Source organism: Christiangramia oceanisediminis, assembly GCF_022570735.2.
GTDB lineage: Bacteria > Bacteroidota > Bacteroidia > Flavobacteriales > Flavobacteriaceae > Christiangramia > Christiangramia oceanisediminis.
Map to the genome: position 1 here is coordinate 623,899 of NZ_JANCNS010000002.1, position 25,884 is coordinate 649,782.

Annotated in this window: 25 protein-coding genes; 8 read left to right on the plus strand and 17 right to left on the minus strand. The window is 40.8% G+C overall.

What is annotated here, in order from left to right; genetic code table 11:
* Positions 1–11: 11 nt before the first annotated feature.
* The 7 genes from MKO06_RS10255 to MKO06_RS10285 form a co-directional block, all read right to left on the minus strand.
* Complete coding sequence (locus MKO06_RS10255) at positions 12–1,262, minus strand: dihydroorotase (RefSeq protein ID WP_241551080.1); 1,251 nt, start codon at positions 1,260–1,262, stop codon at positions 12–14.
* A complete protein-coding gene (locus tag MKO06_RS10260; protein ID WP_241551081.1) occupies positions 1,259–3,178 on the minus strand; it encodes a BatA domain-containing protein in 1,920 nt (639 codons plus the stop codon). Before MKO06_RS10260 ends, MKO06_RS10255 begins: the two co-directional genes overlap by 4 nt.
* Positions 3,179–3,227: 49 nt before the next feature.
* Positions 3,228–4,430 carry a sensor histidine kinase gene (locus tag MKO06_RS10265; protein ID WP_241551082.1) on the minus strand — a complete coding sequence of 401 codons (1,203 nt, stop codon included), beginning with the start codon at positions 4,428–4,430 and terminating at the stop codon, positions 3,228–3,230.
* 64 nt (positions 4,431–4,494) lie between these two features.
* Positions 4,495–5,712 (minus strand): sensor histidine kinase, encoded by a 1,218-nt coding sequence (locus tag MKO06_RS10270; RefSeq protein ID WP_241551083.1) that lies wholly within the window; start codon positions 5,710–5,712, stop codon positions 4,495–4,497.
* Positions 5,713–5,770: 58 nt separating this feature from the next.
* Positions 5,771–6,547 (minus strand): TIGR02757 family protein, encoded by a 777-nt coding sequence (locus MKO06_RS10275; protein ID WP_241551084.1) that lies wholly within the window; start codon positions 6,545–6,547, stop codon positions 5,771–5,773.
* Between the two features lie 67 nt (positions 6,548–6,614).
* Positions 6,615–7,280, minus strand: coding sequence for an ABC transporter ATP-binding protein (locus MKO06_RS10280; RefSeq protein WP_241552044.1), 666 nt, complete (start codon positions 7,278–7,280; stop codon positions 6,615–6,617).
* A gap of 53 nt (positions 7,281–7,333) precedes the next feature.
* Positions 7,334–9,772 carry a DUF5916 domain-containing protein gene (locus MKO06_RS10285; RefSeq protein ID WP_241551085.1) on the minus strand — a complete coding sequence of 813 codons (2,439 nt, stop codon included), beginning with the start codon at positions 9,770–9,772 and terminating at the stop codon, positions 7,334–7,336.
* A gap of 135 nt (positions 9,773–9,907) precedes the next feature.
* Here MKO06_RS10285 and msrA point away from each other — a divergent pair, with 135 nt between their 5' ends.
* From msrA to MKO06_RS10300, 3 genes are read left to right on the plus strand one after another with little or no spacing between them, the layout of a single operon-like run.
* Positions 9,908–10,459, plus strand: a complete 552-nt coding sequence (msrA, locus tag MKO06_RS10290) for a peptide-methionine (S)-S-oxide reductase MsrA (protein ID WP_241551086.1) — start codon at positions 9,908–9,910, stop codon at positions 10,457–10,459.
* A 1-nt stretch (position 10,460) separates the two neighbouring features.
* Entirely contained in the window at positions 10,461–11,057 is a 597-nt protein-coding gene (gene folE, locus MKO06_RS10295; protein ID WP_241551087.1) for a GTP cyclohydrolase I FolE, read from the plus strand.
* A gap of 47 nt (positions 11,058–11,104) precedes the next feature.
* On the plus strand, positions 11,105–11,407 hold the full coding sequence (locus tag MKO06_RS10300) for a hypothetical protein (RefSeq protein WP_241551088.1): 303 nt from the start codon (positions 11,105–11,107) through the stop codon (positions 11,405–11,407).
* A gap of 78 nt (positions 11,408–11,485) precedes the next feature.
* On the opposite strand, the gene MKO06_RS10305 is transcribed toward MKO06_RS10300, so the two are convergent.
* The 8 genes from MKO06_RS10305 to MKO06_RS10340 all read right to left on the minus strand — a co-directional run bounded on the left by MKO06_RS10305 (position 11,486) and on the right by MKO06_RS10340 (position 18,812).
* Positions 11,486–13,786: a TonB-dependent receptor gene (locus MKO06_RS10305; protein WP_241551089.1), complete on the minus strand. Its 2,301-nt coding sequence runs from the start codon at positions 13,784–13,786 to the stop codon at positions 11,486–11,488.
* A 43-nt stretch (positions 13,787–13,829) separates the two neighbouring features.
* Entirely contained in the window at positions 13,830–14,147 is a 318-nt protein-coding gene (locus MKO06_RS10310) for a hypothetical protein (RefSeq protein WP_241551090.1), read from the minus strand.
* Position 14,148: 1 nt separating this feature from the next.
* Positions 14,149–14,454 carry a DUF6787 family protein gene (locus MKO06_RS10315; RefSeq protein ID WP_241551091.1) on the minus strand — a complete coding sequence of 102 codons (306 nt, stop codon included), beginning with the start codon at positions 14,452–14,454 and terminating at the stop codon, positions 14,149–14,151.
* 29 nt (positions 14,455–14,483) lie between these two features.
* The gene (locus tag MKO06_RS10320) at positions 14,484–14,909 is read right to left on the minus strand and encodes a DUF6146 family protein (RefSeq protein WP_241551092.1); all 426 of its coding nucleotides are present in this window, start codon (positions 14,907–14,909) and stop codon (positions 14,484–14,486) included.
* A 30-nt stretch (positions 14,910–14,939) separates the two neighbouring features.
* Entirely contained in the window at positions 14,940–15,563 is a 624-nt protein-coding gene (locus MKO06_RS10325) for a DUF937 domain-containing protein (RefSeq protein WP_241551093.1), read from the minus strand.
* Between the two features lie 75 nt (positions 15,564–15,638).
* Complete coding sequence (locus MKO06_RS10330; protein ID WP_241551094.1) at positions 15,639–16,592, minus strand: D-2-hydroxyacid dehydrogenase; 954 nt, start codon at positions 16,590–16,592, stop codon at positions 15,639–15,641.
* Between the two features lie 22 nt (positions 16,593–16,614).
* Entirely contained in the window at positions 16,615–17,679 is a 1,065-nt protein-coding gene (gene serC, locus MKO06_RS10335) for a 3-phosphoserine/phosphohydroxythreonine transaminase (RefSeq protein ID WP_241551095.1), read from the minus strand.
* Between the two features lie 74 nt (positions 17,680–17,753).
* Positions 17,754–18,812, minus strand: a complete 1,059-nt coding sequence (locus MKO06_RS10340) for an acyl-CoA reductase (RefSeq protein WP_241551096.1) — start codon at positions 18,810–18,812, stop codon at positions 17,754–17,756.
* Positions 18,813–18,952: 140 nt separating this feature from the next.
* Here MKO06_RS10340 and MKO06_RS10345 point away from each other — a divergent pair, with 140 nt between their 5' ends.
* The gene (locus MKO06_RS10345; protein WP_241551097.1) at positions 18,953–19,306 is read left to right on the plus strand and encodes a 4Fe-4S dicluster domain-containing protein; all 354 of its coding nucleotides are present in this window, start codon (positions 18,953–18,955) and stop codon (positions 19,304–19,306) included.
* Positions 19,307–19,363: 57 nt separating this feature from the next.
* Here MKO06_RS10345 and MKO06_RS10350 read toward each other — a convergent pair whose 3' ends face one another.
* Positions 19,364–20,242 carry an AraC family transcriptional regulator gene (locus tag MKO06_RS10350; protein WP_241551098.1) on the minus strand — a complete coding sequence of 293 codons (879 nt, stop codon included), beginning with the start codon at positions 20,240–20,242 and terminating at the stop codon, positions 19,364–19,366.
* A gap of 220 nt (positions 20,243–20,462) precedes the next feature.
* On the opposite strand from MKO06_RS10350, the gene MKO06_RS10355 reads away from it, so the two are divergent.
* Complete coding sequence (locus MKO06_RS10355; protein WP_241551099.1) at positions 20,463–21,038, plus strand: T9SS type A sorting domain-containing protein; 576 nt, start codon at positions 20,463–20,465, stop codon at positions 21,036–21,038.
* Between the two features lie 52 nt (positions 21,039–21,090).
* Here the strand turns inward: MKO06_RS10355 and MKO06_RS10360 are convergent, their stop codons facing one another.
* On the minus strand, positions 21,091–22,347 hold the full coding sequence (locus MKO06_RS10360) for a carboxypeptidase-like regulatory domain-containing protein (protein WP_241551100.1): 1,257 nt from the start codon (positions 22,345–22,347) through the stop codon (positions 21,091–21,093).
* A gap of 197 nt (positions 22,348–22,544) precedes the next feature.
* Here MKO06_RS10360 and MKO06_RS10365 point away from each other — a divergent pair, with 197 nt between their 5' ends.
* The 3 genes from MKO06_RS10365 (at position 22,545) to MKO06_RS10375 (ending at position 25,884) form a co-directional block, all read left to right on the plus strand.
* Positions 22,545–23,816, plus strand: a complete 1,272-nt coding sequence (locus tag MKO06_RS10365; RefSeq protein WP_241551101.1) for a serine hydrolase domain-containing protein — start codon at positions 22,545–22,547, stop codon at positions 23,814–23,816.
* Positions 23,817–23,818: 2 nt separating this feature from the next.
* Positions 23,819–24,562 carry a class I SAM-dependent methyltransferase gene (locus MKO06_RS10370; protein ID WP_241551102.1) on the plus strand — a complete coding sequence of 248 codons (744 nt, stop codon included), beginning with the start codon at positions 23,819–23,821 and terminating at the stop codon, positions 24,560–24,562.
* A 128-nt stretch (positions 24,563–24,690) separates the two neighbouring features.
* Positions 24,691–25,884 carry a hypothetical protein gene (locus tag MKO06_RS10375; protein WP_241551103.1) on the plus strand — a complete coding sequence of 398 codons (1,194 nt, stop codon included), beginning with the start codon at positions 24,691–24,693 and terminating at the stop codon, positions 25,882–25,884.

A 25,884-nucleotide genomic window follows, 5' to 3' on the forward strand; every position in this document is an offset into this window, starting at 1 on the left:
GGTTTCTGAATTTACTGACTTAAATGCCCTTTTTCGGTAATTATTCCGAAAGCCTTTCCGTATAATTTCTTATTGAGGAAAATGCTGTTTTTTGAGCTTGAGAAAATATGCTCTTTTGCAAAGGTAAAAGCTTTTCCAGGAATAAACAGGCTTAGATCTGCAGGTTCTCCCTCCTTTATTTCATACTCCGGAATTCCAAAACGCTTCTTACCCGCACTGAGGAATTTCACGGCATCTGAATCATCATAGATCGTGCACAAGGCTCCGAAAGCAGATTCCAGGCCAATGGTACCAAATAGAGCATTATCAAATTCAACCTTTTTATGCTCTGGATCTATGGGGTTGTGATCTGAGGTTACCATGTCTATAGTGCCATCCTGTAATCCCTTTCTCAGCGCTTTTACATCTTTTGAGGTTCTTAAAGGTGGCAAGACCTTGGTATTTGCATCGAACTCCTCCAGTTCATCGTCAGTTAGCAACAAATTGTGAATAGCTACACTACAACTAATGTCAAGGCCTTTCTTTTTGGCCTCTTTGATAAGTTTCACCGATTTTTCAGTTGAAACAGTTGGAATATGTAATTTTCCACCCGTGTATTCCAGTAAGTATAGATCGCGGGTGATTTGAAGTTCTTCAGCAAGGTTTGGTATTCCTTTTAAGCCCAGTTTGGTACTGTTCTCCTGCTCGTTTACAATTCCGTTGCCGGCAATACGGTTTTCCTGTGGAAAACTCTGAACCAGGGCATCAAAATTCTGGGCATATTGCAGGGCTATCTTTAGCAGATTAGGATTTCGAAGCGGTAATTTATAATCTCCAAAACTGACTGCACCGGCCTGTTGCATATCCAAAAGTTCAGCAAGATCAACGCCTTCACTTTTCATGGTAAGCGCTCCAACAGGGTATAAGTTAACAGGGTGCTGGCTCGCTTTATTCTTTACTGCGGCAATATTTGAGCTATGATCTAAAACTGGCTGCGTATATGGGTTGAGCCCAACCGAGGTAAATCCAGATTTAGCAGCAGTGTCAAGCCCATTGGCAATGGTTTCCCTGTCTTCAAAGCCCGGTTCTCCAAAACTTACGCTACTGTCAAACCAGCCTTTGGAAACATGAAGGTTTGGAACCTCTATTTTTTGATCAGCTTTTTCGCTAATCGATTTTCCAATCTTTTTAATTTTCCCGTTTTCGATAAGAATATCAACCGTCTTTTTGTGATGAGCCGATGTTTCATCTAAAATTGTAACCGATTTTATGAGTAGCTTCATTTAAAGAATTTTATTAGGAGCATTTCCACAGCTAAAAACAACAAAGCAAAAATAACAAACCATTTCCAAAGCGCGTTGATTTGCGATGCTGCATTTGCCTGGCTGAAATATTCTTTTACCGAGTTGAAGGTTTCAACAGCCTCGATATCCTCGATATTTGTAAAAACAAGTTCACTTTCTTTGCGATCGAAGTTGAAACTTATTTGCCCTACTTTTTCATTTTGTGCCTCCACGCTGTAATTCCCGGCTTTTAATTCCAGGCCGGTAGTGCTGATTTCAACCCGGTTATTGAAATTTTGCTGTTGTGGGATAACCGCCTCAGTAGAATTACTAAGCTGAAGCACTTCGTCTTTACCTAAACTCGCAGCAACATCAATTCTTGAATCGCTGCCGATTGAATAATAAAGCTGTGGCTTTTTAAGTGACTGAAGCCCAATTTGGTAAAAAACAGGAACGATCAATGGTGAACTCTGAAAATTGGAATTATCCGTGTTCAGGGCAGCAGAAAAAAGAAAGGCCGAATTATTTCCCGTCAGGAATGGTGTGCCATCTTCGTAAAGAAGTATTCCGTTACCTGAGTTAAGCCTGTAAGAGTTTAAGACCTTAGGATATTCAAAATTTTGTGTTTGGTCTTCAAAAACTCCTTCCAGCAGGGGATGATCGAATTCTATAGAACTAATAAGCAGTTCATTGTCCACATTTCCAGTAAAATTGGGAAGGCCCAGCCTGGAAAGCAATTCATTATAATCTGAATATTCTTCTGATGGGATAATGATTACCGAAGTCCCTGAATTCATGGCATTCGCCAGATTGGTCGAGAGTGAGGAAGGCACATCCTCCAGCTCATTCACTATTATTAAATTGGCCGAATTGAGCTCATTGAAATCGATCTGGTTTGAGCTGAAAATACTCGTTTCAAATTCAGGTGCTGAATAAATTCGCTGTAAAAAACCTGATTCCCTGTTAGAAATGACCACAACGTTTGCCGGGGGATTTTTCGATATCGTGAAAAACAACTGGTTATCATAGGCAAGTCCCGGATCTTCAATTTCGATAAGTCCGTTCGAAATTTCTTCATTTTTAAGAATAAATTCGATTTCAGATGTTTCTTCATCATTTATCAGCACTGTATTTCTTCCCAATAGTTTTTCACCGTCCCTAACTGAAACTGCCAACGGGGTCTGTGGGCTATAATTTGACTTTAACTGGAGTTTGATACTGATGCTTCCAGGATTCGAATCGTTGATAAAAGCAGTGTCCAGGCTCACATTCCTGAGGTTTTCAAGGCCGGTCTGTATGAATTTATAATCGATAGTTTCTGAATCGATTTCCTGTGGGAGGTCCAGTGTGTTTTGAAAGTCTGAAATTATAAGTACTTCCTGATTAGCCTGGCCTTTTCCACTGAAGTAATTTTCAGCTTTTAACTGTATCTGCCTGAAATCGATCTTTTCAGGGGTATGTTCCAGCTCCTGCAATTCCTCCCTTAAATCGGCTTCTGTACGGTTATAGAATTCTGAGTTGTTTGTAATAAGCGCATAATCTGAATTTTCTTCCAGCCCGTTCAAAAGATCTGTAATGGCGAGCTGCAGTAACGAATTCGGCCCATTACCCGCTTGCATACTGTACGAATTGTCCAGGTATATAAATTTGGAGGTTGGTTCCAAGGCTTTGTCGCTTGCCGGGATATAGGGCTGGGCGAAAGCCAGAACCAGGCAGGCCACCAGGAACAATCTCGTTATAAGGATCAGGAATTTCTTTAAGCGTGAACTTTTACGGGTCTCCTGGATTACCTTTTTCAGGAACTTGACATTGGTAAAGTCTTCTTTCTGGAATTTTCTTAGACGGAACAGGTGAACGATTATCGGAATAAGGAGCAGGAGCAGGGCATACAATAATTCCGGGTGTTGAAATCGCATAGTTAGGAAAAAGGTTTCTCAAATATAGAAAATGAAATGCGATTGATCGCTACAACCTTTTAATTCGGAACTTGAAAAGACTGCCTTCACCGGGAGTAGACTCTACCGTTATGCTGCCGCCCATAGATTCAACCAGCTTTTTTACGGTGGCCAGGCCAATCCCGCTACCCATATTACCGTCCCGGTCGGCTGTTTCAAGCGTGGTAAATAGTTCGAAAATTTCCCTGCTTTTTTCCTTCGGAATTCCGGCCCCGTTATCCTTTATATCGAAAAAGTAGAATTCTTCATTTCTGCTGTGGCTGATAGTTACCTTGCGTTTTGGCTTATCATTATATTTCAGGGCATTGCTGATAAGATTGAGGAATACCTGCGTGAGCGCTGCTTTGTTGACATTATGAAGCATTACATCATCAGGGTAGGTGATCTCGATATCGTCTGAAACCTGGTAAAGATCCACGATGCCTTTCAGCAATTTATGCAGGTCTAAATTTACGTAATCTTTTTCCAGTACATGATCACTTCGGTAGAAGCTCAGAATTCCGTCAATATAATTCCGCAGGGAATAGGAGGATTCAACGAGGAATTCAAGATATTGCTCTGTTTCCTCATCAAATTTGCCTTTATTTTCTTCTTTCAGCAATTCACTAAGGGAGATGATATTAGCCAAAGGAGATTTAAGGTCATGGGAAACCAGGCTTGCGAAACGCTCCAGTTCCCTGTATTTCTCCTTAAGTATCTTTTGAACCTCGTATAATTTATTCTTCTGTTTCCTGAACTCGAACAGGTTCATCGTTTGCCCGGCAAGGGCGATGAGTGCCTTTACCTGTTCATCGGTTAGGCTGCGTTCACGGGTATCAAAAATACAAAAGACGGCGATAGCATGACCTTGTGGATTATGAAGAGGAACCCCGGCGTAGAAACTAAAATCTTTTCCGTAAACCGATTCTACATTCGAAAATAGCTCCGGATTTTTTGATTTTGAAAGTATGGTAATGTTTTCTTCCTGGTGAATAGCGTTGTCACAAAGAGAGTTTTCCCGCTTTAAAACATCGCTCTTCATTCCGTAGATAGACTTGGTCCAGATACGGTCTTTGTCAACAATACTGATCTTAGCAACTGGGACATCACAAATAGCCGCAGCCAGAAAGGTAAGATTATCGTAATCTTTATCTGGCCCGGTATTGATTATTTTATATTCCATCAATGCAGCCTGTCTTAGCTTTTCATTGAATGGCACTAATTTATGTTGCATTGCCCCAAATCGAATATTGTTTTTAAAGTTATTTAAAATAGAATAGAATAATGATAAAAAAATCCTAATCTACCGGTATTGTACGTTTTATACTAAATTCAAAGCGAGTTCCTTTTCCTTCTTCTGAAATCACCCTGATACTTCCACCCAGGCTTGCTACGAGTTTCTTCACGGTTGAAAGTCCAATCCCGTGTCCCTTTTTTCCCCTCCGGTCCAGGTCTGTAGCTGTGGTGAATAGATCAAAGATGGAGGCCTGTTTAGCTTCAGGAATCCCTATCCCGTTATCACTAATGCTGAAATTGAAGAACTCACGGTTTTCATTACAATCTATATCGATTACGATCTTATCATTCTGGTTATATTTAAGACTGTTGCTTATCAGGTTCATAAAGATCTGGCCCAGGGCAGCACCGTTGGAATGGATCTTCAGGTTATTATCTGGAAGGTTGATCTCACAGTTCTCTGCGATCTGCAACAGGTCAATGATATCCTCTAAAAGGTCGTTCAAAAAGAACTCCTGATGGTTCACAGATTCTATGTGATTGCTGGAATAATGGTCCAAAAGTCCATTTATGTAATCGCTGAGTGTAAGACCGGCCTGCTTGAGGTAATTGAGGTAATTAACACCCTCCTCGTCCATTATATTAGAGTACTTAGCCTTTAATATATCGGCACTAACGATCATATTGGCCAGAGGCATCTTAAGGTCATGAGAAACCGTGCTGGCAAACTCCCTTAGAACCCGATTTGTTTCATCAAGGTCGTTCTTCATTTTCTCAAGAGCCTGGTTCTTACGCCTGTATTCAAAAAGCAACTCCACCTGTTTAGCCAGTGCCTTTAATGCTTCTTTTTGGCTTTGGCTAAGATGATGTTCTTTTGAATCGAGTACACATAGCGTTCCAAGGGGCAAACCCTTTTCGTCCTTGATCGGTACCCCGGCGTAAAACCGCACCCCGTTTTCTGCAATGACCAGCGGATTCTCACTAAACCTGGTATCTTTCAGGGTATTTGGTATCTCAAGTAATTCTGAAGGTTCTAAAATGGCATGAGTGCAAAAGGATATCTCCCGGTCGGTTTCCGGAATACTCGTCCCGATCTTCGACTTAAACCAGTTTCGTTTCGAGTCGGTAATGGTGATAAGGGCAATTGGAGTATGGCAGATCTCGCTCGCCAGTTTCGTTATGCTATCATAGGTTTCCTCGGCAAGGGAATCTAAAATATCCAAACTTTTCAAGGATTCAAGCCGGGCTAATTCATTAGCTGGCAAAGTGGGGGTGATCATCAAATACTGGATTTAATAAACGTTAAAATAAACTAAAAAATAGGAGAAAAGCAACTGCCTAAAAATGCTCTTTTTCGAAAACACCCAGCCCGAATAGGGCGAAGTCATATTTCACCGGATCTTTTGGATCCATTTTCCGCAAATTGGCATCCAGTTCGGCGAGGGCTTTGGCGTCGTTCATTTTGCGTTTCAGCAAGCCAAGTTTACGTGCAACGTTCCCTGAATGAACGTCCAGCGGACAGGAAAGTAGAGAAGGGGACAGGCTTTTCCAGATTCCGAAGTCCACTCCATTAGTATCCTGCCTGATCATCCACCGCAAATACATATTAATTCGCTTTGCTGCTGAATTCTTTAAGGGATCGCTCACATGCTTTTCGGTTCGTTTTGGATGTGGCAGCTCAAAGAAAACCGATTTGAAATGATGAATAGCGGGCTGAAGACTATCTCTTTCAGAATGATCCTGAAAGATCTTATCTAAACCTCCATGGTTCTTATAAATGTTCTGAAGTGCCTTGATAAAATATCTCAGGTCAACCGAATTAAATGTTCGATGAACGAAATCATCCAGGTGATCAAGGTCGTCTTGCTCGTGATTCATCACAAAATCAAACGGACTCCTGTCCATTAGGTCCATCAGCTTTTCAGCATTGTTAAGGATGCTTTTTCGGTTTCCCCATGCGATAGTAGCGGTAAGGAAACCAGAAATTTCGATGTCCTGTTTATTGCTGAACTGATGCGGGATCTGAATAGGATCAGATTCTATGAATTCCGGGGTGTTGTATTTTTTTACCTTTTCGTCTAAAAATTCCTTAAGCGCCGCTTTGGAAAGCTTCATAAACGTTTTTAATTTTTGCAAAGATAACTTTCCGTAAGGTATTCAGAAAGGAATGTAAGATTTTAGCTTAGTCATTTACGATTTCCCCGTCTACCATGGTAAGCTTCCTGTCTGCCATATCGGCCAGCTCTTCATTATGGGTCACGATCACAAAAGTTTGCTCAAATTCATCCCGCAACTTAAAAAAAAGCTGGTGAAGATTTTCCGCAGATTCACTGTCGAGATTTCCAGAGGGTTCATCGGCAAAGACCACTGCAGGGTTATTGATCAGACTTCGGGCTACCGCGATTCGCTGCTGTTCACCACCACTTAGTTCTCCCGGTTTGTGAGATGCCCTGTTTTCAAGACCCAGGAATCCAAGCAATTCCATGGCTCGTTTTTCAGCTTTTTTACGCGGGGTCTTTTTGATGAATGCAGGGATGCAAATATTCTCTAATGCGGTGAATTCTGGTAATAATTGATGAAACTGAAAAATAAAACCTATATGTTCATTTCTGAACCTGGATAGGTCTTTGGAAGAAAGTCCGTAAATATTGGTGTCGTTTATAGCGAGTTCCGAATTTTCCTTTTTTGATGGTCGGTCCAGTGTTCCCAGGATCTGGAGCAAAGTCGTTTTACCGGCACCTGAAGCGCCAACAATAGAAACGATCTCACTTTTTTTGATGTGTAAGTCCACACCTTTCAGGACATGAAGGTCGCCGTAATATTTATGAATGTTCTTCGCAGTTATCATCAGTGATCGAATAGGAGCTCCGAAAATAGCCAATTTAACAGGATTCCCAAAGACTAAGTTTTGAATATGTTACGGGCGATATTATAATCTATGAAATAGACCACCCTTAAACTAAGATTATGCCTTGCGGGCTGCATAAAAAGGCGGTCCAGGCTTTGGGTATAGGCCAGGTCGCTCAGGTTGTCCTGGTTGAAGATCGAATTCCTATAAAGAAGTATGGCTTCACTTCCTGGAGCAAATTGCCAGCGATAACTAAGATCAAGATTCCAGATATTGAAATTAACATCGGGGTCGTTTGCCTTGGTGACAGGATAGTCTATAGGCTGTAACTCTCCGTCTTCGATGAGCCTGGTAAACTGGCCTTCAGTAAAAGTAGCAGTAGACCAGAAATTCCTGAAACTAAGATTTAATCCCTGTCTGGTATTAAAATTATAATTGGCATTGATCGAGTTTTCAATACTTTTTTGATCCCGGTTCCCAAAAATGATATCATCGGTTGTTTTCGTTACAAAACTTGCCCTGTCGTTTTGATAAGCATATACAAATTCATAAATAAGGTTGAACTTATCGTTGAACCGGAAACGTGGTTCAATGCTAAGCCTGATGTCGCTCTGACTGGATTCAAAATATTCTTCCAGGTTGAGGCGTACATCGTAGGCAAACTTTTTTCGATAATCTGAAGAGACAAAACCGTTCAAACTTCCAAAATCGTTATAAAGCACATAGGTGTCTACCGCCCGGGTTTCAAAAAAATCCTTGAATTCAGAATTTATATTTAAACCTCCACCAAAGGCAAAACGCTTTCGGGTCATGGCAAAAAAACTGCCTCCCATCCCGGTGTTTACAGTAACATCTGGCCTGTACCTTCGTAGATGTTGGCCAAAGATACGTATCTGGTATCGGTTATAATTCCCTTTGGGTTCAAAAATCTGGTATGAAGTACCCCAGTTAAAATTGTTGTAATTATTTACCAAATTTACCCCCAGGTCATTGATGTCGTAAGTTTCGTTCGCAAATTCATGACCAATTTCATACCTGAATTTTCCTTTGGTCCTTTCGGCCGAAAATTCGGAAGCGAAGCCGGTAATGTTCTGCCCGGGCAGGTTTACGTTGCTCATAGTCGCCTGGCCCGCAAAATTGAAGGAATTTTCCCTGTTGTAAATATCGAACATGAAAGCCGAAACATTCCCGTCGCGAAAATGACCATTACGGGTCACATTTGTATTTATAAGTGATATGGAGCTATTCTTATTGAATCGCTGGTCCAACACCACGATGTTATAATTGGCAAGTGGCTCGGTTAATTTTTCGCGGTTTTCCCCGCTGATAGTGTCCTGGTAGACCGCCTTTACCTCATTGGTGACGGCGTTGAAAAAACCAATGCCAAGTCCTCGATCGGTCCTTCCGGAGACTTTAAGGGCATTGATGAGATCGGTACGTTCTGGATTCTCAATGATCCTTTCGTTATCGAGTAACTGCGCCTGTGCATCGTTAAAGCCTAAAGGTCGGCTACCAACCCTCCTGGAATAGAACAGGTTCCCCTTGGTGAACAACTCGGTTCCTTCTGTAAAAAAGGCCCGGTTCTCACCAAATACCTGCTCAAAAGGCCCCAGGTTTAACACCACATCATCATAGGCGGTTTGTCCAAAATCTGGTACCAAAGTCATATCCAGGGTAAAGGATTCGTTGATCCCATATTTGAGGTCCATCCCGGCGTTAAAATTAGATTCGGTAACCCCATCAAATCGATCTATAGAACCCTGTAAATAGGGATAAAGACTTAGCCTAACCGGGGGATCGATATTTTCGATCCCTTTCAGCAATCCGTTATACTGACTTTGCTGGCCAACCGATTTATTCACATAGTTCCAAACATAACCTTCATTCAAATGGTTAATTTCACGGTAGAACTGTATTCCCCATGTTTGCACCTGTTTATCGGGAAATCGCAAAGCGGCGTAAGGAATCTTCATCTCAACATACCATCCTTCAGAATCCATGGAAATTGCAGAATCCCAAACCACATTATAGCTGAAATCCTGATTTTCGCCGGTTAGCCTGGCATCGGCCTGGGTTCCCGCCGCGGTGACGATAAATCGGGTTTGATTCTCGCCGTCATCATAAGTGTTGATATCGATTTGGAAGAGTTCAGCCTGTTCCAGGTTATCACGTTGTGTAAATTGCTTTAAAATGCGGCCAACATGCTTTTCCTTTAGATAAGCGGCGATAAAAATAGCCTCGTCGTTATAAAGAATCTTAACCCGGGTCTCGTGATCTTCGGGAATAGGATCTCCATCACCGGGCTGGATCATTACAAAATTGGTAGCATCTTCAGCGGTTTCCCAAATTTCATCATCTGGGATTCCGTCTATCTTAGGTGCGTCTTCTATACGTTGGGTGGTGTATAATTTCCTTTTTTCCTGATTTTCCTGGGAAAATGCAACTATTCCGAAGAGAAAGATCAATAAGGAAAGTCGGCGAAATTCGGGCATGAATTGGGGATATAATTTAAAAACGCCCAAATGTATCACTGTTATGGACGATCGACAAAATATTTCATTAAAATAAGGTTAAACAAAACCCATTTTGTTTATTAAAACCATAGATTTGATAAACAAAACTATTGAATGCATACTAATAATCTTAAAAAGGCTACCCTGGCTGGTGGTTGTTTTTGGTGTACCGAAGCTGTTTTTCAAAGAATCGAAGGTGTGGAAGAGGTACGTCCCGGGTTTACGGGAGGTACTATCAAAAACCCACCGTATCGAGAAGTAGTTACCGGCAGAACTGGACACGCCGAAGGCATACAATTGAAATATGATCCTGAAAAAATCAATTACAGGGAACTCCTGCTCATTTTTTTCGCTACTCACGATCCTACAACCTTGAATAGGCAGCAGAATGATGTGGGTACCCAGTACCGAAGTGCGGTCTTTTACCATGACGACGAACAAAAGGAGATGGTAGAGGAGGTCATTCAAATGCTGGAGTCTCAAAAGGTGTTTGAAAACCCAATTGTGACAGAGGTTAAGGAGGCGTCTGCTTTTTACGAAGCAGAGCAGGAACACCAGGAATTCTATAACCGGCACAGGCAACAGCCTTACTGTCAATATATAATTGATCCTAAAATCACGAAACTCAAAAATCTATTTTCCGATAAACTGAAACAACCTAAATAATATGGCTTATAAACAAATTGATGAGTACAGCCCTGGCATCACAAAAGATTTACAGCGAAATTTTGATGAGATCATTAGGGGCCTGGGAGAAGACCCGAGTCGTGAAGGTTTGCTCAAAACGCCAGAACGTGCAGCCAAGGCCATGCAGTTTCTAACCCAGGGTTATTCTATGGATGCAGAAAAGATCCTGAATAAGGCCGTATTTGAAGATTCCTATGACGAAATGGTAGTGGTCAAGGATATAGAGCTATACTCGCTATGTGAACATCATATTTTACCTTTCTTCGGAAAGGCCCATATTGCCTATATCCCAAATGGAAAGATAATAGGTCTAAGCAAATTACCGCGTGTGGTGGATGTTTTTGCTCGCCGACTGCAGGTTCAGGAACGATTGACAAGCGATATTCTTGAATGTTTGAATAAAACCCTAAAGCCTAAGGGCGTTGCCGTTGTGATCGAAGCGGTTCATATGTGCATGATGATGCGAGGTGTGCAAAAACAGAATAGTGCGACAACTACGTCTGGCTTTCGCGGGCAATTTGAAAAGATCGAGACAAGGGAAGAATTCTTAAAGCTCATCAGTTCAAATCTTCGATAATTTAAATCTGGCACTTTCTTTGCTCTAATTGAACTAAAAGATTAAAAATGAATTTATTTAAGAATAAAAAATTTTTAAAAGGTGTGGCATATGACCTTGTTGGGATGGCCACTTTGGGTATTCCGGTAATAGGTCCCTTTTTGGATCTGGCCTGGGCACCTTACGCCGCCAAGAAAATGAGCGAAATGTATCCTGGAAGAAAAGGAAAGTTAGCTTCGATTCTTGTTTTCCTTGAGGAGATCCTGCCAGGAACCGATATTATACCAACTTTTACCTTGATGTATCTTTATACCTATGTATGGAAGAAAGAGCCGTTAAAAGCCCAGGTAATTGAAGTGAAAAGTCATTGAGTACAGGCTTAATTAATTAGTTAGAGAAAAAAGGCCGCTATTTCCAGATAGCGGCCTTTTTGTGTTTCATACCATGCTTTACAAACTCCAGGAAACCGAAAATATGAAGTTTCTGCCTATATTCTGAATTCCATCTGGTTTCAACCGGCTAAGATGTGAGATATAACTTTTGTTCAAAAGATTGTTCCCATTGATCCTCAGGTTTAGTGTAGAACCATTTAAAGCAACCTGGGTGCCAATACCAGCGCCCAGCAAAGCATAGCCAGGGGTGGCTGTTTCAAACTGGCCAGGATTATCCTGGTCGAATACATTTCGTAACCTGATAAAGGCGTATTTATTGGTTAATATACTTCCCTTATCAAATTCAACCCTGAAAGTATTAGTTAGACTGTTTGCAGGGATAAGTGGTAAATAACCTCCATTATCAAGTTTTCCGGTTACTGTCTCAAAACTGCTTTCAAGGTGTAGCCAGTCTAATGGATGGGGGTGAAGGTGGAAACCAACTTCTCCACCATACAGGTTGGCGTCTTCCTGAACATAATTAAAAACCGGATCGCCATCTATACTTTCTCCCGTTGGATTCAGGAAAATATAATCATTTACTGCATTATTAAATACGTTAACGAATGCCTCAATATGTCTATTTCTCCACTCCACAGCCAGGTCTACCTGGAAGTTCTGCTCGTTATCAAGATCAGGATTTCCTATTTCATACCGGTTTGTCCCATGGTGGGTTCCATCTGAAGTCAATTCTGAAAGGTTGGGAGCGCGGAAACCTGTGGCCAGGTTTAACCTTGCGATGAATTTTTGGTCTACATGGAATTTTGCTCCAAAAGCCCCGTTAAAACTATTGAAATTTCTGTTCACTTCGTCAACCTGTGAGCCATCTTCAGTTAGATAAGCCTGTGTATCAAGTTTTCGATTATCAAACCTCAATCCACCCTGAAAATCCCATTTCTCAAGATGATAGTGCGTGGTGGCGAAAATTCCGTAATCCACGGTTCTCGCATCGGGGATTAGAATCTCTTCACCAAAATTTTCGTTGGTTTGATACATTCCCTGTATCCCGGCTATGGTCTCAAAATTGCCTATTTTAGGAAGGTTGTATTTAAGATTGTAATTAAAGGTTTCCAGGTGCATTTCTAGAGATGCAGCTTCGCCTTCTTCATGCCCCTCCTCATGTTCTCCATGTTCCTCTTCATGTTCACCATGTTCCTCTTCATGTTCATCATGTTCGTCATGTTCGTCCTCATGATGATGATCTTCAAATTCCTGGCGGTTATTGAACTGGTATCCCAGTTTCAGGTCAAAACTTGAGTTGTTTAAATAAATTCGGTTATCGAGACTTAAAACATGATTATCTATAAGCTGATACGGTTCTAGAGGATCCTTTTCCAAAGAATTTGGACCAATTTCCTCGGGAATTCCTATTTCACTTCGGTTAAAGTTATATCTAAGATCTCCCTTATAGTTGGTTTGCTGGAAACCTATACCAGCCTTAAGATCTTCTTCATTAAACCGGGTGTTGGTTACTCGTTCACCGTCACCGGTTTCATAATCTGAATGTGCTGCATAGCTACCCCTGGCCAGGAATTTAAAACGATCGCCAGAAGTTTTAGCCATAAGACTACCCTGATATCCGTTGGTATTGCCGAAAACATCTCCTTCCAGTTCAAAATTGGTCGTATTAGGCGACGCATAGGGCTCAGGGTTAAGGTACATAACGCCTCCAATTGCATCGCTACCGTACAGCAGGGATGCAGGACCCTTAATTACTTCCACACTTCCAATTCCCTTAGAATTAATACCCAAACCATGTTCATCGCCGTATTGCTGATTTTCCAGTCTTATTCCCTGCGTGTATACCAGTACACGGTTGGAACTTAATCCCCGTATTACAGGTTTTCCAATACCAAGGCCGGTGGTTAGGCTTTCAACCCCGGCGATTTGCGTGATCCCGTCAGAAAGGGTTACGGCACCTTTTCGGTTTAGTTCTGAAATATTCTCACGCTCGACCTTCATTACATTTTCACTTTGCAGCTGGTGAAAGGGAGTAGAAACGATCACTTCTTCCATTTCGATGGCCGATGGAACCACATCTATAGAAATAGCCTGCGAAGGAAGAGTTACCTCAGTAGTATAACTCGCGAACCCAATGGAAGATACTACCAGCTTATAGCTTCCGTTAGGAAGATCGGTTATTGTGAAGTTTCCTTCTTCATCTGTCATGCTGCCCTTTTCCAGTTCAGGGAAATATACGCTGGCGCTGAAGACCGGTTCTCCAGTTTCTGAATTCTGCACCTTTCCGGTTAATTCATTCTGACTATATAAAAGGGTATTCACTGCTAAAAGCAGTGTAAGCAATATAAATTTTTGCATATTATGAGGATTAAATGAGATTCTGACTTAAATGAATTTTAAGTTATGCCAGAATAGGTGGTCCTCGAAGAGAGAAGGAGAGAGCCTCAAAATCATTTAAATAGTGATAATAATCAAAAACAAACCTGTGGAAACTTATTTCCGCGAAGGGTTCATATCGTGGCAGATCAATTTTTAGAGCGGGATCCTTCTTAAATTTTTGCAGGTCACAATCCAATTGCTTTTTGTGGTAGTGATATTCTGCATATTCGGTGCACACCGCATGAGCGTGATCTGAAAATATATGTGAGAGACTCAATCCTGAGGGTAGAAAGATCAGGAAGGCTGTAAAAACAAATAATATGTTTTTCGCTAAATTCAAATTATTCTTTAAAGAGCCTGGCGAATCCCATACGGCTTAACATCTTCTTTTCAAAACCCCAGAAAAACTGGAATTGACCGAATATCCAGCCAAAACTTACCAAAAGAACCTGGTAAATAGGAAAAATTAGAATGATTCGGGAAGCCCAGTAAATACTCCAGTGAGTGCTTTCCCGGGTGATTCCCAGAAACTCACATAAAGGTTCGGCCAGTTTAGCTGCACTGGACCCGGTTATGGCGAAAACCAGAAGTATTAAGAATAATTGGTAGTTAGAACTTATGCCCCAACGGTTTTTCAGCTTTTTCATGGCACAAATATAAAGATTTGCTTTTGAAATCAAATTCTCGTGGGTACACTAAATCGCTGATTATACTGATTGCTGAAGTAAACAAAGTAGTTGTAGAGCAGGTAATTCACTTCATAGCCATAATCAATCCGCGGATCATAATTGATCTCGTTGATATACAAATTAGGATTGAAGGCATTGGGTTGCATTACGCGTTGATTGTACTCGGTAACCAGCATTCTGTTCTTATTCTCCAGGTAATCCTGGGAATAATAGCCGCGCTGCCTGGCATAGGAATTCAGGAAAAGATTAAAACCAGGCTCGATGATGATGATCTCATATTCAAGACTATCATTAGCGATGCGAACCGTATCATTTTCGGCATTAGCTATCTTATCTGAAAAGTTCCTTCCGCCAGATGAACCGCAGCTGTAAATGAATAAGGCCAGTAAAGCGATATATATTAAATTCTTCATAGTTGTTAAGCAGGTCTAAAATTTATAATTCTATTTTCCTCCTGTAAAGCCTCCAAGAATGCTTCCACCGGATTTATCTTTTTTACCACCAAGTATCATGCCTCCAATATCATCGATCACGCTTCCATCGCCATCTTTGTCCAGTAAACTTTCCAGCAAGGAGGTGTCGTGGCTGGTATTGCTGCCTAGAACTGTACCAAGCAGGTCTTTCAGCCCGTCCGGGCCAACCCCGTCTTTTCGCTGCTGGTTTCCCAGAATGCTAAGTAGAATAGGGGCAGCCATTTGAATGATCGCTGAAAGATCGTCCTTTTTGATATTCAGGGCAGGGCTCAAAGCCGAAGATAGCTGGTCTTTCTTTTGAGCGCCAAGAATATGATTCACGATTTTCTCTCCCTCATTTTGTAGATAATCCGGGTCCAGGCTGTTAGATTGCTCCAGGAGTGACCCATTATGTTTTTCATTTTTTAAGGCGGAATGCAAACTGGCTGCGCCTTCTTCTGAATCCAGGTTGCGCTTCATGGCGCTAAGCAATAAAGGTAGAGCCATTCCTAAGGCGGCACTAACCGTTTCTTTGCTTTCCGTAGTTTTATCACTGGCAGTTTTGATGAGCGCCTCACCGGTTTGCGTATTTAAAAGATCTAAGATTGATGCCATTTTTTTTGAAAATTAAGGTTTTACTTCCTAAATAATATACGAAAAATCAGGGCTTTTTAGATCTATAAATCCGGTTTATTTCCCTGCGTGCGCTATGATCTGATCGGCCAGCTCGATTCCTATTCTTTCCTGAGCTTCAGTGGTCGCCGCACCTATATGCGGACTCAATGAAATACTTTCGTTCATCAAAAGCCTGATTGCCGGCGTTGGTTCATTTTCATAAACATCAAGAGCCGCAAAAGAGACTTTTTCAGCCTCAATCGCATCCAGCAGCGCATTCTCGTCCAGAACTCCACCACGTGCCGTATTGATGATGCCTACGCCATCCTTCATCTTTTCGATCTCAGCAGCTCCTATAATTGGCTTATTCTGTGCCGGAACATGAAGGCTAATAAAATCGGCATGCTTGATAAGTTCACTTACCGGCTCTGTTTTAATAGGGATCTTTATGCTTTGGTGGTTGTAGAATTCCAGTTCAATTTCGGCTTCCCCAACATGATCATCGCTGGCAATAACCTTCATACCTATCCCCAGTGCGATCTTAGCAACTTCACGACCTATTCTTCCAAAACCTATTATCCCTATAGTTTTGCCCCTTAATTCGGTTCCGCCAGCATAACTCTTCTTCAATTCCTTAAACCGCGACTCACCTTCCAAAGGCATGTTTCGGTTGGAATGATAAAGCTGCCTTGCTCCGCCAAAAAGATGCGCAAATACAAGTTCTGCAACCGAGCTGGAGGATGCGGCCGGAGTATTGAAAACCTTCAGGCCTTTTTCACGGGCGTACTCTACATCGATATTATCCATACCCACACCGCCACGGCCTATCATTTTTAGAGATGGACAATTGTCAATGATATCCTTTCTAACCTTGGTTGCGCTACGAACAAGTAGCACGTTTATGCCGTTATCGTTAATATAATCCTTTAACTGCTCCTGGGAGACTTTTTTAATGATCACTTCAAAACCTGCCTCGGTAAGTTTCCGTTCTCCGCTTTTTGAAATGCCATCGTTTGCTAAAACCTTCATTTTATAAGGTGTTCTTTTATATTTAAACTTTTCTTTCCAGTTCCTTCATCAGGTCAACAACTACCTGTACACTTTCGAGTGGAAGCGCATTGTACATGGAAGCCCTGTAGCCGCCAACACTTCTGTGTCCATTAAGTCCATTCACACCGGCTTCTTTCCACATCTTATCGAATTGCTCCTTATGACTATCATCTGTGAGATTGAAAGTGGCATTCATTGGAGAGCGGTCTTCCCTGGCCGCAAATCCTTTAAAAAGCGGGTTTCGGTCTATTTCAGCATAAATCACCTCGGCTTTTTTATCATTTCGCTCCTGCATGGCTTTAATGCCACCATTTGCTTTAATCCACCTAAGGGTCAACAGGGAAACATAAACCGCGTATACTGAAGGTGTATTGAACATACTGTCTTTTCCAATGTGAACCGAATAATCCATCATCGAAGGAATGGCACGGGAAACCTTACCAAGAATTTCTTCTTTTACCACCACGAGAGTGGTTCCGGCTGGTCCCATATTTTTCTGGGCCCCGGCATAAATAAGGTCGAAATTGCTGAAATTGAGTTCCCTAGAAAATATGTCGCTGCTCATGTCGCAAACCATAGGCTTCGAAGTGACCGGAAAATCCTTTATCTGGGTTCCGAAGATGGTATTATTGCTGGTGCAGTGGAAATAATCGGCGTCATCGGGAACGCTGAAGGATTTTGGTATATAGTTGAAATTTTGATCTTTAGATGATGCAACTTCAACAACTTCTCCAAACAATTTAGCTTCCTTAATGGCCTTGGTAGACCAGGTTCCGGTATTGAGGTAGGCAGCTTTTTTCTCGAGTAGGTTATAGGCTGCCATTAAAAATTGCATGCTAGCTCCACCCTGAAGGAACAATGCTTTATACCCTTTATCTTTCAGGCCCAGTAATTCCAGGGCCAGGGAACGGGCTTCTTCCATTACCGCAACAAATGCAGGGCTCCTGTGAGAAATCTCAAGGATTGATAAACCTGAATTATCAAAATCTAAAATAGCCTGGGAGGCCTCCTGAAATACCTCCTGGGGTAAAATACAGGGGCCTGCGCTGAAATTATGCTTTTTCATAAGGATTAGTTGATTATCTAACAAAGATGCTAAAATTGAGAGGAACTGCTGTTATTAAAATTATAATTGTAGTCTTATAATTTTAACAGAAAGTTGAGGGTATCTATCCCATCGGCATAATCCCACAACCTGGGTTTTTGAGTTTGACCGAATTTAACCTCTCCTTCTTCAGGGGTATTTTTCACGATACACTGAATCTTTTCAGAATTTTCCAGCAGGTTTTGGTTCAGCTTTTCTGTATCCTTATACTTTTCGTAGAACAGAGTAGCGATAGGGGATGAAAAGCTTTTATCTTCCTTCAGGATAAGAAAACCGTTTTCGAGCAATTTGAATTCGCTCATGAGATAAACCGCTTTATTATAATCGTAATTATTGGCGTATTTATCCCGGTTTATGATGGGGTTCCAGTCGTAGATCGATTTGAAGAAATCATCAAAATCGTAATCTTCCGGAACAAATAGTTTCGAGACATTTCTACAGCCTAAACCATAATAACGGAAGATATCCTCTCCTAAATCAGCCAGTTCCTCCCTGGTTTCCTCCCCGGTTAAAACAGCTATAGAATTGCGATTCTTCCTGATAATGCTTGGTTTATTTTTAAAATAATATTCAAAATATCGCGCCGTATTATTGCTGCCGGTTGCGATCACCGCATCAAAACCCTGCATTCTGTCCTTGGTGAAATAGATACGGTCTTCATACCTGTTGTCCAGTTCCATCAGGTAGGCTGCGATCACTGGAAGTATTTGCTGATCGTTGGAAGAAAGTTTGGCCAACACCTTGTGGCCTGAAACGAGCACCGAGATAAAATCGTGGAATCCCACTAATGGAATATTCCCGGCCATGATAATACCAACCGTTTTTCCTCCACTTTGTCGCAGATCATAACTATCTAACCAGGCATTGATATTTTCAAAAGTTAAAGCCTGGCTCCATTGCTGAAGTGAAAAAACGACATTCTCGCGATTAAACCACCCATTATAATGCACAGCTGAATCGATCTTTTCATCTAATTCTGAAAAAAATCGATCATTTCCTGGCAGGCTTTTATCTTTAAAAGATTCGGCAACTCCAAACTGTCCCAGGAACTTACCCAGTGTGATTAGATTTGATTTGTGATCTTCAATTGTCATTCTCTTTTTTGGTTTTGAGTGAAGGGCATCTTAAATTTGTTCCGCGAAATTAAAGTTTCCACGGCTTAAAACCATATTTTTCTTAAAGTCTGCGACGCTTTTGTTTCTGTTTTTTAAATTTACAAATAAAAAGAAGAGCTATGGCTATTGTTATAACCGATGAATGTATAAACTGTGGAGCCTGCGAGCCTGAATGCCCAAACACGGCTATCTATGAAGGTGCTGATGACTGGAGGTATGCAGATGGAACCGACCTGGAAGGTAATGTAGTCCTTCCAAGCGGTAAGGAAGCCAATGCCAATGAGGCGCAGGAGCCTTTAAGCGATGAGATCTATTATATAGTTCCTGATAAATGTACCGAGTGTAAAGGTTTTCATGAAGAACCTCAATGTGCTGCGGTTTGTCCAGTAGATTGCTGTGTTCCAGATGATGAACATGTGGAAAGCGAGGAGGAATTACTTGCCAAACAACGCTTTATGCACCAGGATGAGTAAAAAGTAAAAAATAACCTGATTGAACAAAACCGTTCCTCCTGGGAACGGTTTTTTGTTTTAAGACACCGAGAATTTTAATTCATTCCTGTACACAGAGGGAGACTTGCCCGTAAACTCCTTGAACTGCTTGTTGAAATGGCTGAAGTTATTAAACCCGCTTTCAAAACATACCTGTGTAATGCTAATCTGCTTTTCATGAAGCAGTTTGGCCGCGTGTACGAGCCGGTATTCATTAACAAAACTAGTAAAGGTCTTCCCGGTAATCTTCTTAAAGTACCTGCAAAACGCAGGATTGGTCATATTAACCTTATTGCTTATCTCGTCCAGGCCGATATGACGGGTAAATTCATCCTTTACAAAATTGAAGATCACATTAATTCGGTCATTATCCTCAAATTCGGTTTCAAGAATGAATCCTTCAGCATTCAAAATGGTGTAATTTGAAGCCTTTTCAAGCTGTTTTAAGATATCAAGCAACCCCAGTAATCTTGGAAAGGGTTCCAGGTCTTTTAGTTTTTCAATTTTACGCCCTATAGACCTTTTGGTGTCTCCATGATACACAATCCCCTTTTTGGCACGTTCCATAAGATTCTTGATTCCTTTCATTTCAGTGATATCGAAGAAGGATTCTCCAAGAAAATCGGGTTTTAACTGTATCACAGACTCGCTTTGGTGACCAGTAAGGCTATCTGTAAAACTGCAGTGCGGTAAATTGGAACCAATTAGAATAAGATCGCCATTCCTGTAGTACGAAATATGACTGCCAATTTGCCGTTTCCCGCTACCTCCATTTACAAATACAAGTTCAATTTCAGGATGATAATGCCAGAAAGTGTTCTTCCTGTTATTAGGATCCTGATGATAGGTTCGAAAGCTAAAAGAACTTCCAAAACCCGGTTCTATCTTTTCTAGCGTAGGTTTATGTGCGGTTCCCATAGACAAAGAATTATGGTTAAAATTATAGAAGTCCAGCTTTCCATTATGATACTAAATTACCATTATTATATGGTTAATTACCCGAAAACGTTTTCACTGAACAAATTGAAGTTAATATAGTATATAAACTGGTTCATTGTCTTCTATCCTCGAAACAGGTTTTGGCCTAAGTTTGAGTTGAATTTTTAAATGAAGTTCTAATCTTTTAAAATTTAAGCTTATGAAAAAGTCAAAAAAAACCCTGGTAACCTGTTTAATGTTGTTATTCATTTTTAGCTTAAAAGCTTCAGATGAGATGAATCTTAAGATCAGTGAAAATGAAAACCTGATCGTTGAAATGAAAAAAACCGAACCCAATGCAATACTTAGTTTATTGAACCAGGAAGGGGAGGTTATTTTTAAGGATAGATTCTTTGGTGATAGCATATACACCAGAAAACTAAAATTTGAAGAACTTCCGGATGGAGAGTATACGCTTGTTCTGGATAAGACGTTCAGCACCAGCAATTCGGTCATCAAAAAATCTAAGGCCGGCCTGGAGCTTGGATTGGAAAGTGTAACCTTTAAACCTACTTTTAAAATTGAAGGTCAAAAAGTGAATTTGTACCTAGCAAACCCCGAACAGTTAAATTTGTATGTTCAGATCTTTGATTCTGAAGGTGTAGAAGTAGGTAACTTTAGGTGTAAAGACCAGGTAATGAAAAAAACCCTGGATTTTTCCAGAGTACCGGCTGGATCTTATACCGTAAAGGTAAAAACACCACAAGATGAATTCACTAAGGAAGTTGAAATCTAAAAGAATAAGATTATGATAAAAAAAACTCCGCAAATTGCGGAGTTTTTATCTTTTATTGATTCATGTTTCGCTTGATCTTTTCGATGGCATTCTCGATGGATTTATCTGGTTCAATGATATTGTTGCTACCCCAGAAATTGGAATCGTAGAAACCTGACGCATCATCCACCATTACGATATTAGGATTGATGATCTCATTATTTCTTTTCCAGTTTTCGTCCTGAACAGGTTGCCAATCTGTAACTACCATTTCGCTGTTGATCTTATATCTGGAGTTAAAGATCTTCTTTTTCCAGTTTACTACATATTCAAGCTCGGCGCGACCGTAGGCATAATGCCATTTACCGTTCTCCTGAGCGTAATCTACCATGTAGTTGAGTTCAACAGGATATACTTTACATCCACCTGGTTTCTTTTTAACGAACAGGCTGGCGGCAACATCCCTGTTATCCACGTTCAAACTATAGTCTGCCTTTACAAGGGTAGATGTTGCAGCGTCGATGAACAGTTTACCGTAATACCAAGGATCGGTTTTATCCATTTCAGTAAATTCAACCACATAGGTGAATCGATCGTTGATCTTGGTAGGATCAGTAAATGTGAATTTATAACTATCCAGCATTTCGGGACGAAGTACATATTCTGTGTATTTCATCATATCGAGATAGAGCGTATTGAATGGCCCTCCGCGTAATTTAACTGCCACGGTATCCAGTTTATCATAATCTGCACTCTTACGTGCCTTATAGATAGAAACCATATCTCGTTTTCCGTTATTATACGGGCTTTTCTGGATCTTGACAATAGCTTCAGACAGTCCCACGTTGCTCCATCCTTTCTTAATGGTTTCCCTGTAGAATGTGGTCATCAGGCTCTCATCTGAAAGATAATTTTCATCTTTTTTATCAAGCATTTCTTTAACCAAAAGTTCGGCGTTTGTAGCCTTATATAAACTTACCTCATCCAGTTCCTGCACGGTTTCATCCAGTTCAATCCGGGTCTCTTCCGATTTGAAACAGGTAAGTGGAAGCGTCTTGCTTTGGAAACCGAGTACCGATATGGTAACGGTAGCCTCTATAAGGTCTTCCGGGACTTTCAGTGAAAATTCACCATCAGAATTAGTAATGGTAGAAATGTTACTGTTATTTAGGGCGAGATAGGCTGAGGAAATACCCCGGCCGTTAGAAGAGTTGACTACTTCTCCTTTATATTCTACATACTTGATATCTGAAGGTTGAAATGCAAAACCTTGTGCAGCCACCAAAAGTATACCCAGGAGGGTGAAAAGGAGTCGTTTTGATCCCTTCATAATTTTAAATGTTCTTTTCATGACAATAATGTATTTTTAATTCGAAACTAAACTTATACAATATAATGAATTTAAGTCTTATTATGATGTGAATCACCAACAATTTGAAGTGAATGATTGAAGGATTCTTATTCTTATGAATTGTTTAATTTAAAATGTATAATTTAGAGGGAATTTTTTATTAAACCACCATTTTCATGAGGTCAGTATTATTGCATCTTTTCATAGGTTTATTCGTTTTTTCGGCAAATTCCCAGGAAAAACTTGAAGAAGCATCCCCGGAAAGCGTTGGAATTTCTTCCGAGCGACTGGGAAAGATCAGCGCCATGTTAGAAGCCCAGGTTGAGAACAAGAATATTCCTGGAGCGGTGGCATTAATAGCCAGGGATGGTAAAATTGTTCTATATGAAGCCTTTGGAGATGCAAATATTCAAGGAGAGGACCTGGAAAAAGATGATATTTTCAGGATCGCTTCGCAAACCAAGGCGATAACGGCCACGGCAGTTATGATCTTATGGGAAGAAGGGAAATTGCGCCTCGATGATCCTGTTTCAAAATATATACCTGAATTCAAAGATCCGGTAATTCTTGAAAGTTTTAATGAAAAAGATTCTTCCTATACCACCAAACCTGCAGCATCTCCTATCACCATAAGGAGTCTTTTAACGCATACTTCTGGCATTGGTTATGGAATGATAGATGGAGATGACAGGTTCAAGAAGATATATGCGAAATCAGGTATCACCGATCTTTTTACCACTGAAGCGGTTGAAATAGGTGAAAACATTAAAAAACTGGCCACCCTTCCGCTTCACCATGAGCCATTCGAAAAATGGACTTATTCTGAAGGCTATGATGTACTGGGCTACCTGGTGGAAGTCATCTCTGGTAGGAACTTCGATGAATTTTTAAAACTAAAGCTCTTTGATCCTCTTAACATGAATGATACTTATTTTTATCTTCCGCAGGAAAAAGAAGACAGGCTTGTTCAAATTATGAAAAAAGCAGATAATAAATGGGTAGAATTTGGAGGTGAAGAAGGCTACGATCCTGAATATCCCATCAAGGGAGCTAAAGCATTCTTTTCAGGAGGTGCCGGTCTTTCCAGTACTGCACTGGATTATGCTAAATTTCTGCAGATGTACCTCAACAAAGGATCTTATAATGGTAACCAGATCTTGAGTCCGAACACGGTAAAAATGATAATGGCCAATCATAGCGGCGACCTTTTTAACGGGCCGGAATCCTATTACGGGCTGGCATTTGGTGTACTTACCGAAATAGGTGAAGATAAGGGTGGTCTTGGAAGCGAGGGAACTTTTGAATGGGGCGGCTATTTCAATACCCAGTATTTCGCAGATCCCGAAACCAAAATCATAGGTATCCTTCTTAAACAAACGCGTGGTCCTCTGGACGATCAAAGCGCCTGGAAATTTAGACAGATGACATTTTCTAGTATTATTGATTGATTTTGAAAGATAACTTTTCAGAAAATTCAGAAGACTATTTAAAATTCAGACCAACATATCCTGAAGAAGTTTTCCAGTTTATAATCTCAAAACTAAAACATACCGAAAGGGCATGGGATGTAGGAACCGGAAATGGACAGGTGTCCAGATCACTTTCTAAATATTTTGAAAGCATTGAAGCTACAGATATTAGCAGTCATCAGTTAAAGCATGCCTTCAGGTCTCCCGGAATTCAATATTCGGTTCAGCCCGCTGAAAAAACCAATTTTAAAGATGATAGTTTCGATTTGATTATCAGCGCGCAGGCTGTTCACTGGTTCCGTTTTGATGAATTCTTTGCCGAGGCGAATCGCTGTCTTAAACCGGGTGGTTTGATCGTTATAATGGGATATGGCCTGGTACGTTCCGATGACAGGATAAACAGGATCATCGATCATTTTTACACCGAAATAATTGGGAAATACTGGGATGAGGAGCGAAAATACCTGGATAATTCTTACCAAAGTATTCCCTTCCCTTTTACCGAACTTCAAACACCTGGGTTTACAAAGGAATACGAGTGGTCTATTGAACATTTCCTGGGATATTTAAGAACCTGGTCCTCGGTTAAACATTATCGAAACATTCATCATTCAGACCCCGTTAAACGCATTGAAAAAGAGCTGCGAGCTGAATTCGGGGACCGTCATAAGATCACATTTCCCATTTTTCTCAGAATGGGAAGTATTTCCAGATCTGATCAATAATTCCACACTTTTCCTTAAAGAACTATTTCAGTAAGCTTCTATAAAAACCCGTTATAGCAAGGATTTAGCGAATGGCATGAAATATGAAACCTGCTGGAGCGTTAGTAGAAATACTTAAATCTAAATCTATGAAGAAACATATTTTCTTTATCCTTTTTTTGATCATTGGCATTCAGGCTAATGCTCAAATTTTTCCTGATAGTGACAATGCTACGGTTACCGAACAGGTGCTTAAGGAACTCAATCGTGAACGAAGCCTGCTTAGCCAGAATCTCGAATTCCGGATCAAAGAGATCGATTCCAAGATCAATAACCTCGACGAAAGCATTAAATCCACGAATTCTGCATCTGAAAAGGTTGAAAAATTGCTGGAACGGGTAAAATTCCTGGAAGAACGTCAGGAGGAGATAGACAAGAACAGCATCAGTGTTTATAAATACAATTATAGTTCAGCAGTGCTTAACCTTGCTTCCATGGAGCGGGAGATCAAACCATTGAATCTTTTTAACTCTTCAAGGGAATTTTATTCTACCCTGGATGAAGTAAGCAATCCAATGAATTATGACGGATATCAGCAATGGTTTGGGCAGTTCCAAAAGTTTGTGAACGAGCAAAAGGAAGACAATGCCAGCCTTGCGGCGCTTAGCCATATGCTCCAGGTAACAGGCGACCTTGCCAAAGGAACCCCGTTTACCGGAATGTTCGCCGGTAGCCTTGTGGACGGGATCGGCCAGTTTATAGGCTCGTTGAACCGTCGCGATAAGGAATTGAAGGAAAAAAGCATGAATATGCTAAAACTTACAACTTCCATCTCTCAATTTACTCATGATAAGGATCTGATCGAAACCGAATGGGACGCGATCAATAAAAGCCTGAATGAGCTGAAGGATCTTCAGAACAAGGCAATAAAAGATAACCTGGTAGACATTCTAGGAATTTCGAAGGCTGAGTTTACCGAGAATTTCACCAACGAAACCGACGCTAAAAAAAGAACCCAGTATATTCTCGATATTTCCAAGATCGCAGAAAATAAGATCGTAGAAGAAAGAAGCAGCAACCCCGAAAACTGGAAACAGGAATACCATGACCAGATGCTAAGGGTTCAGAATCTTAAGATCAGGTTTGGGATGCTTACCTTCCGAATCCTTGAAAACCTGAATAAATACGAGAAACTTATCGCCAAGTATAGAAACGATCCCTATCTCAAGGATGAGATGCAGAATCTTAGTTTAAAATTAGACCTGGTTCGAAATAGCTTCGAAAGCACCTTTAATCCGCAGGAATACATCAAGGCATCCAACGAAATGTATATCGTGGAGTAA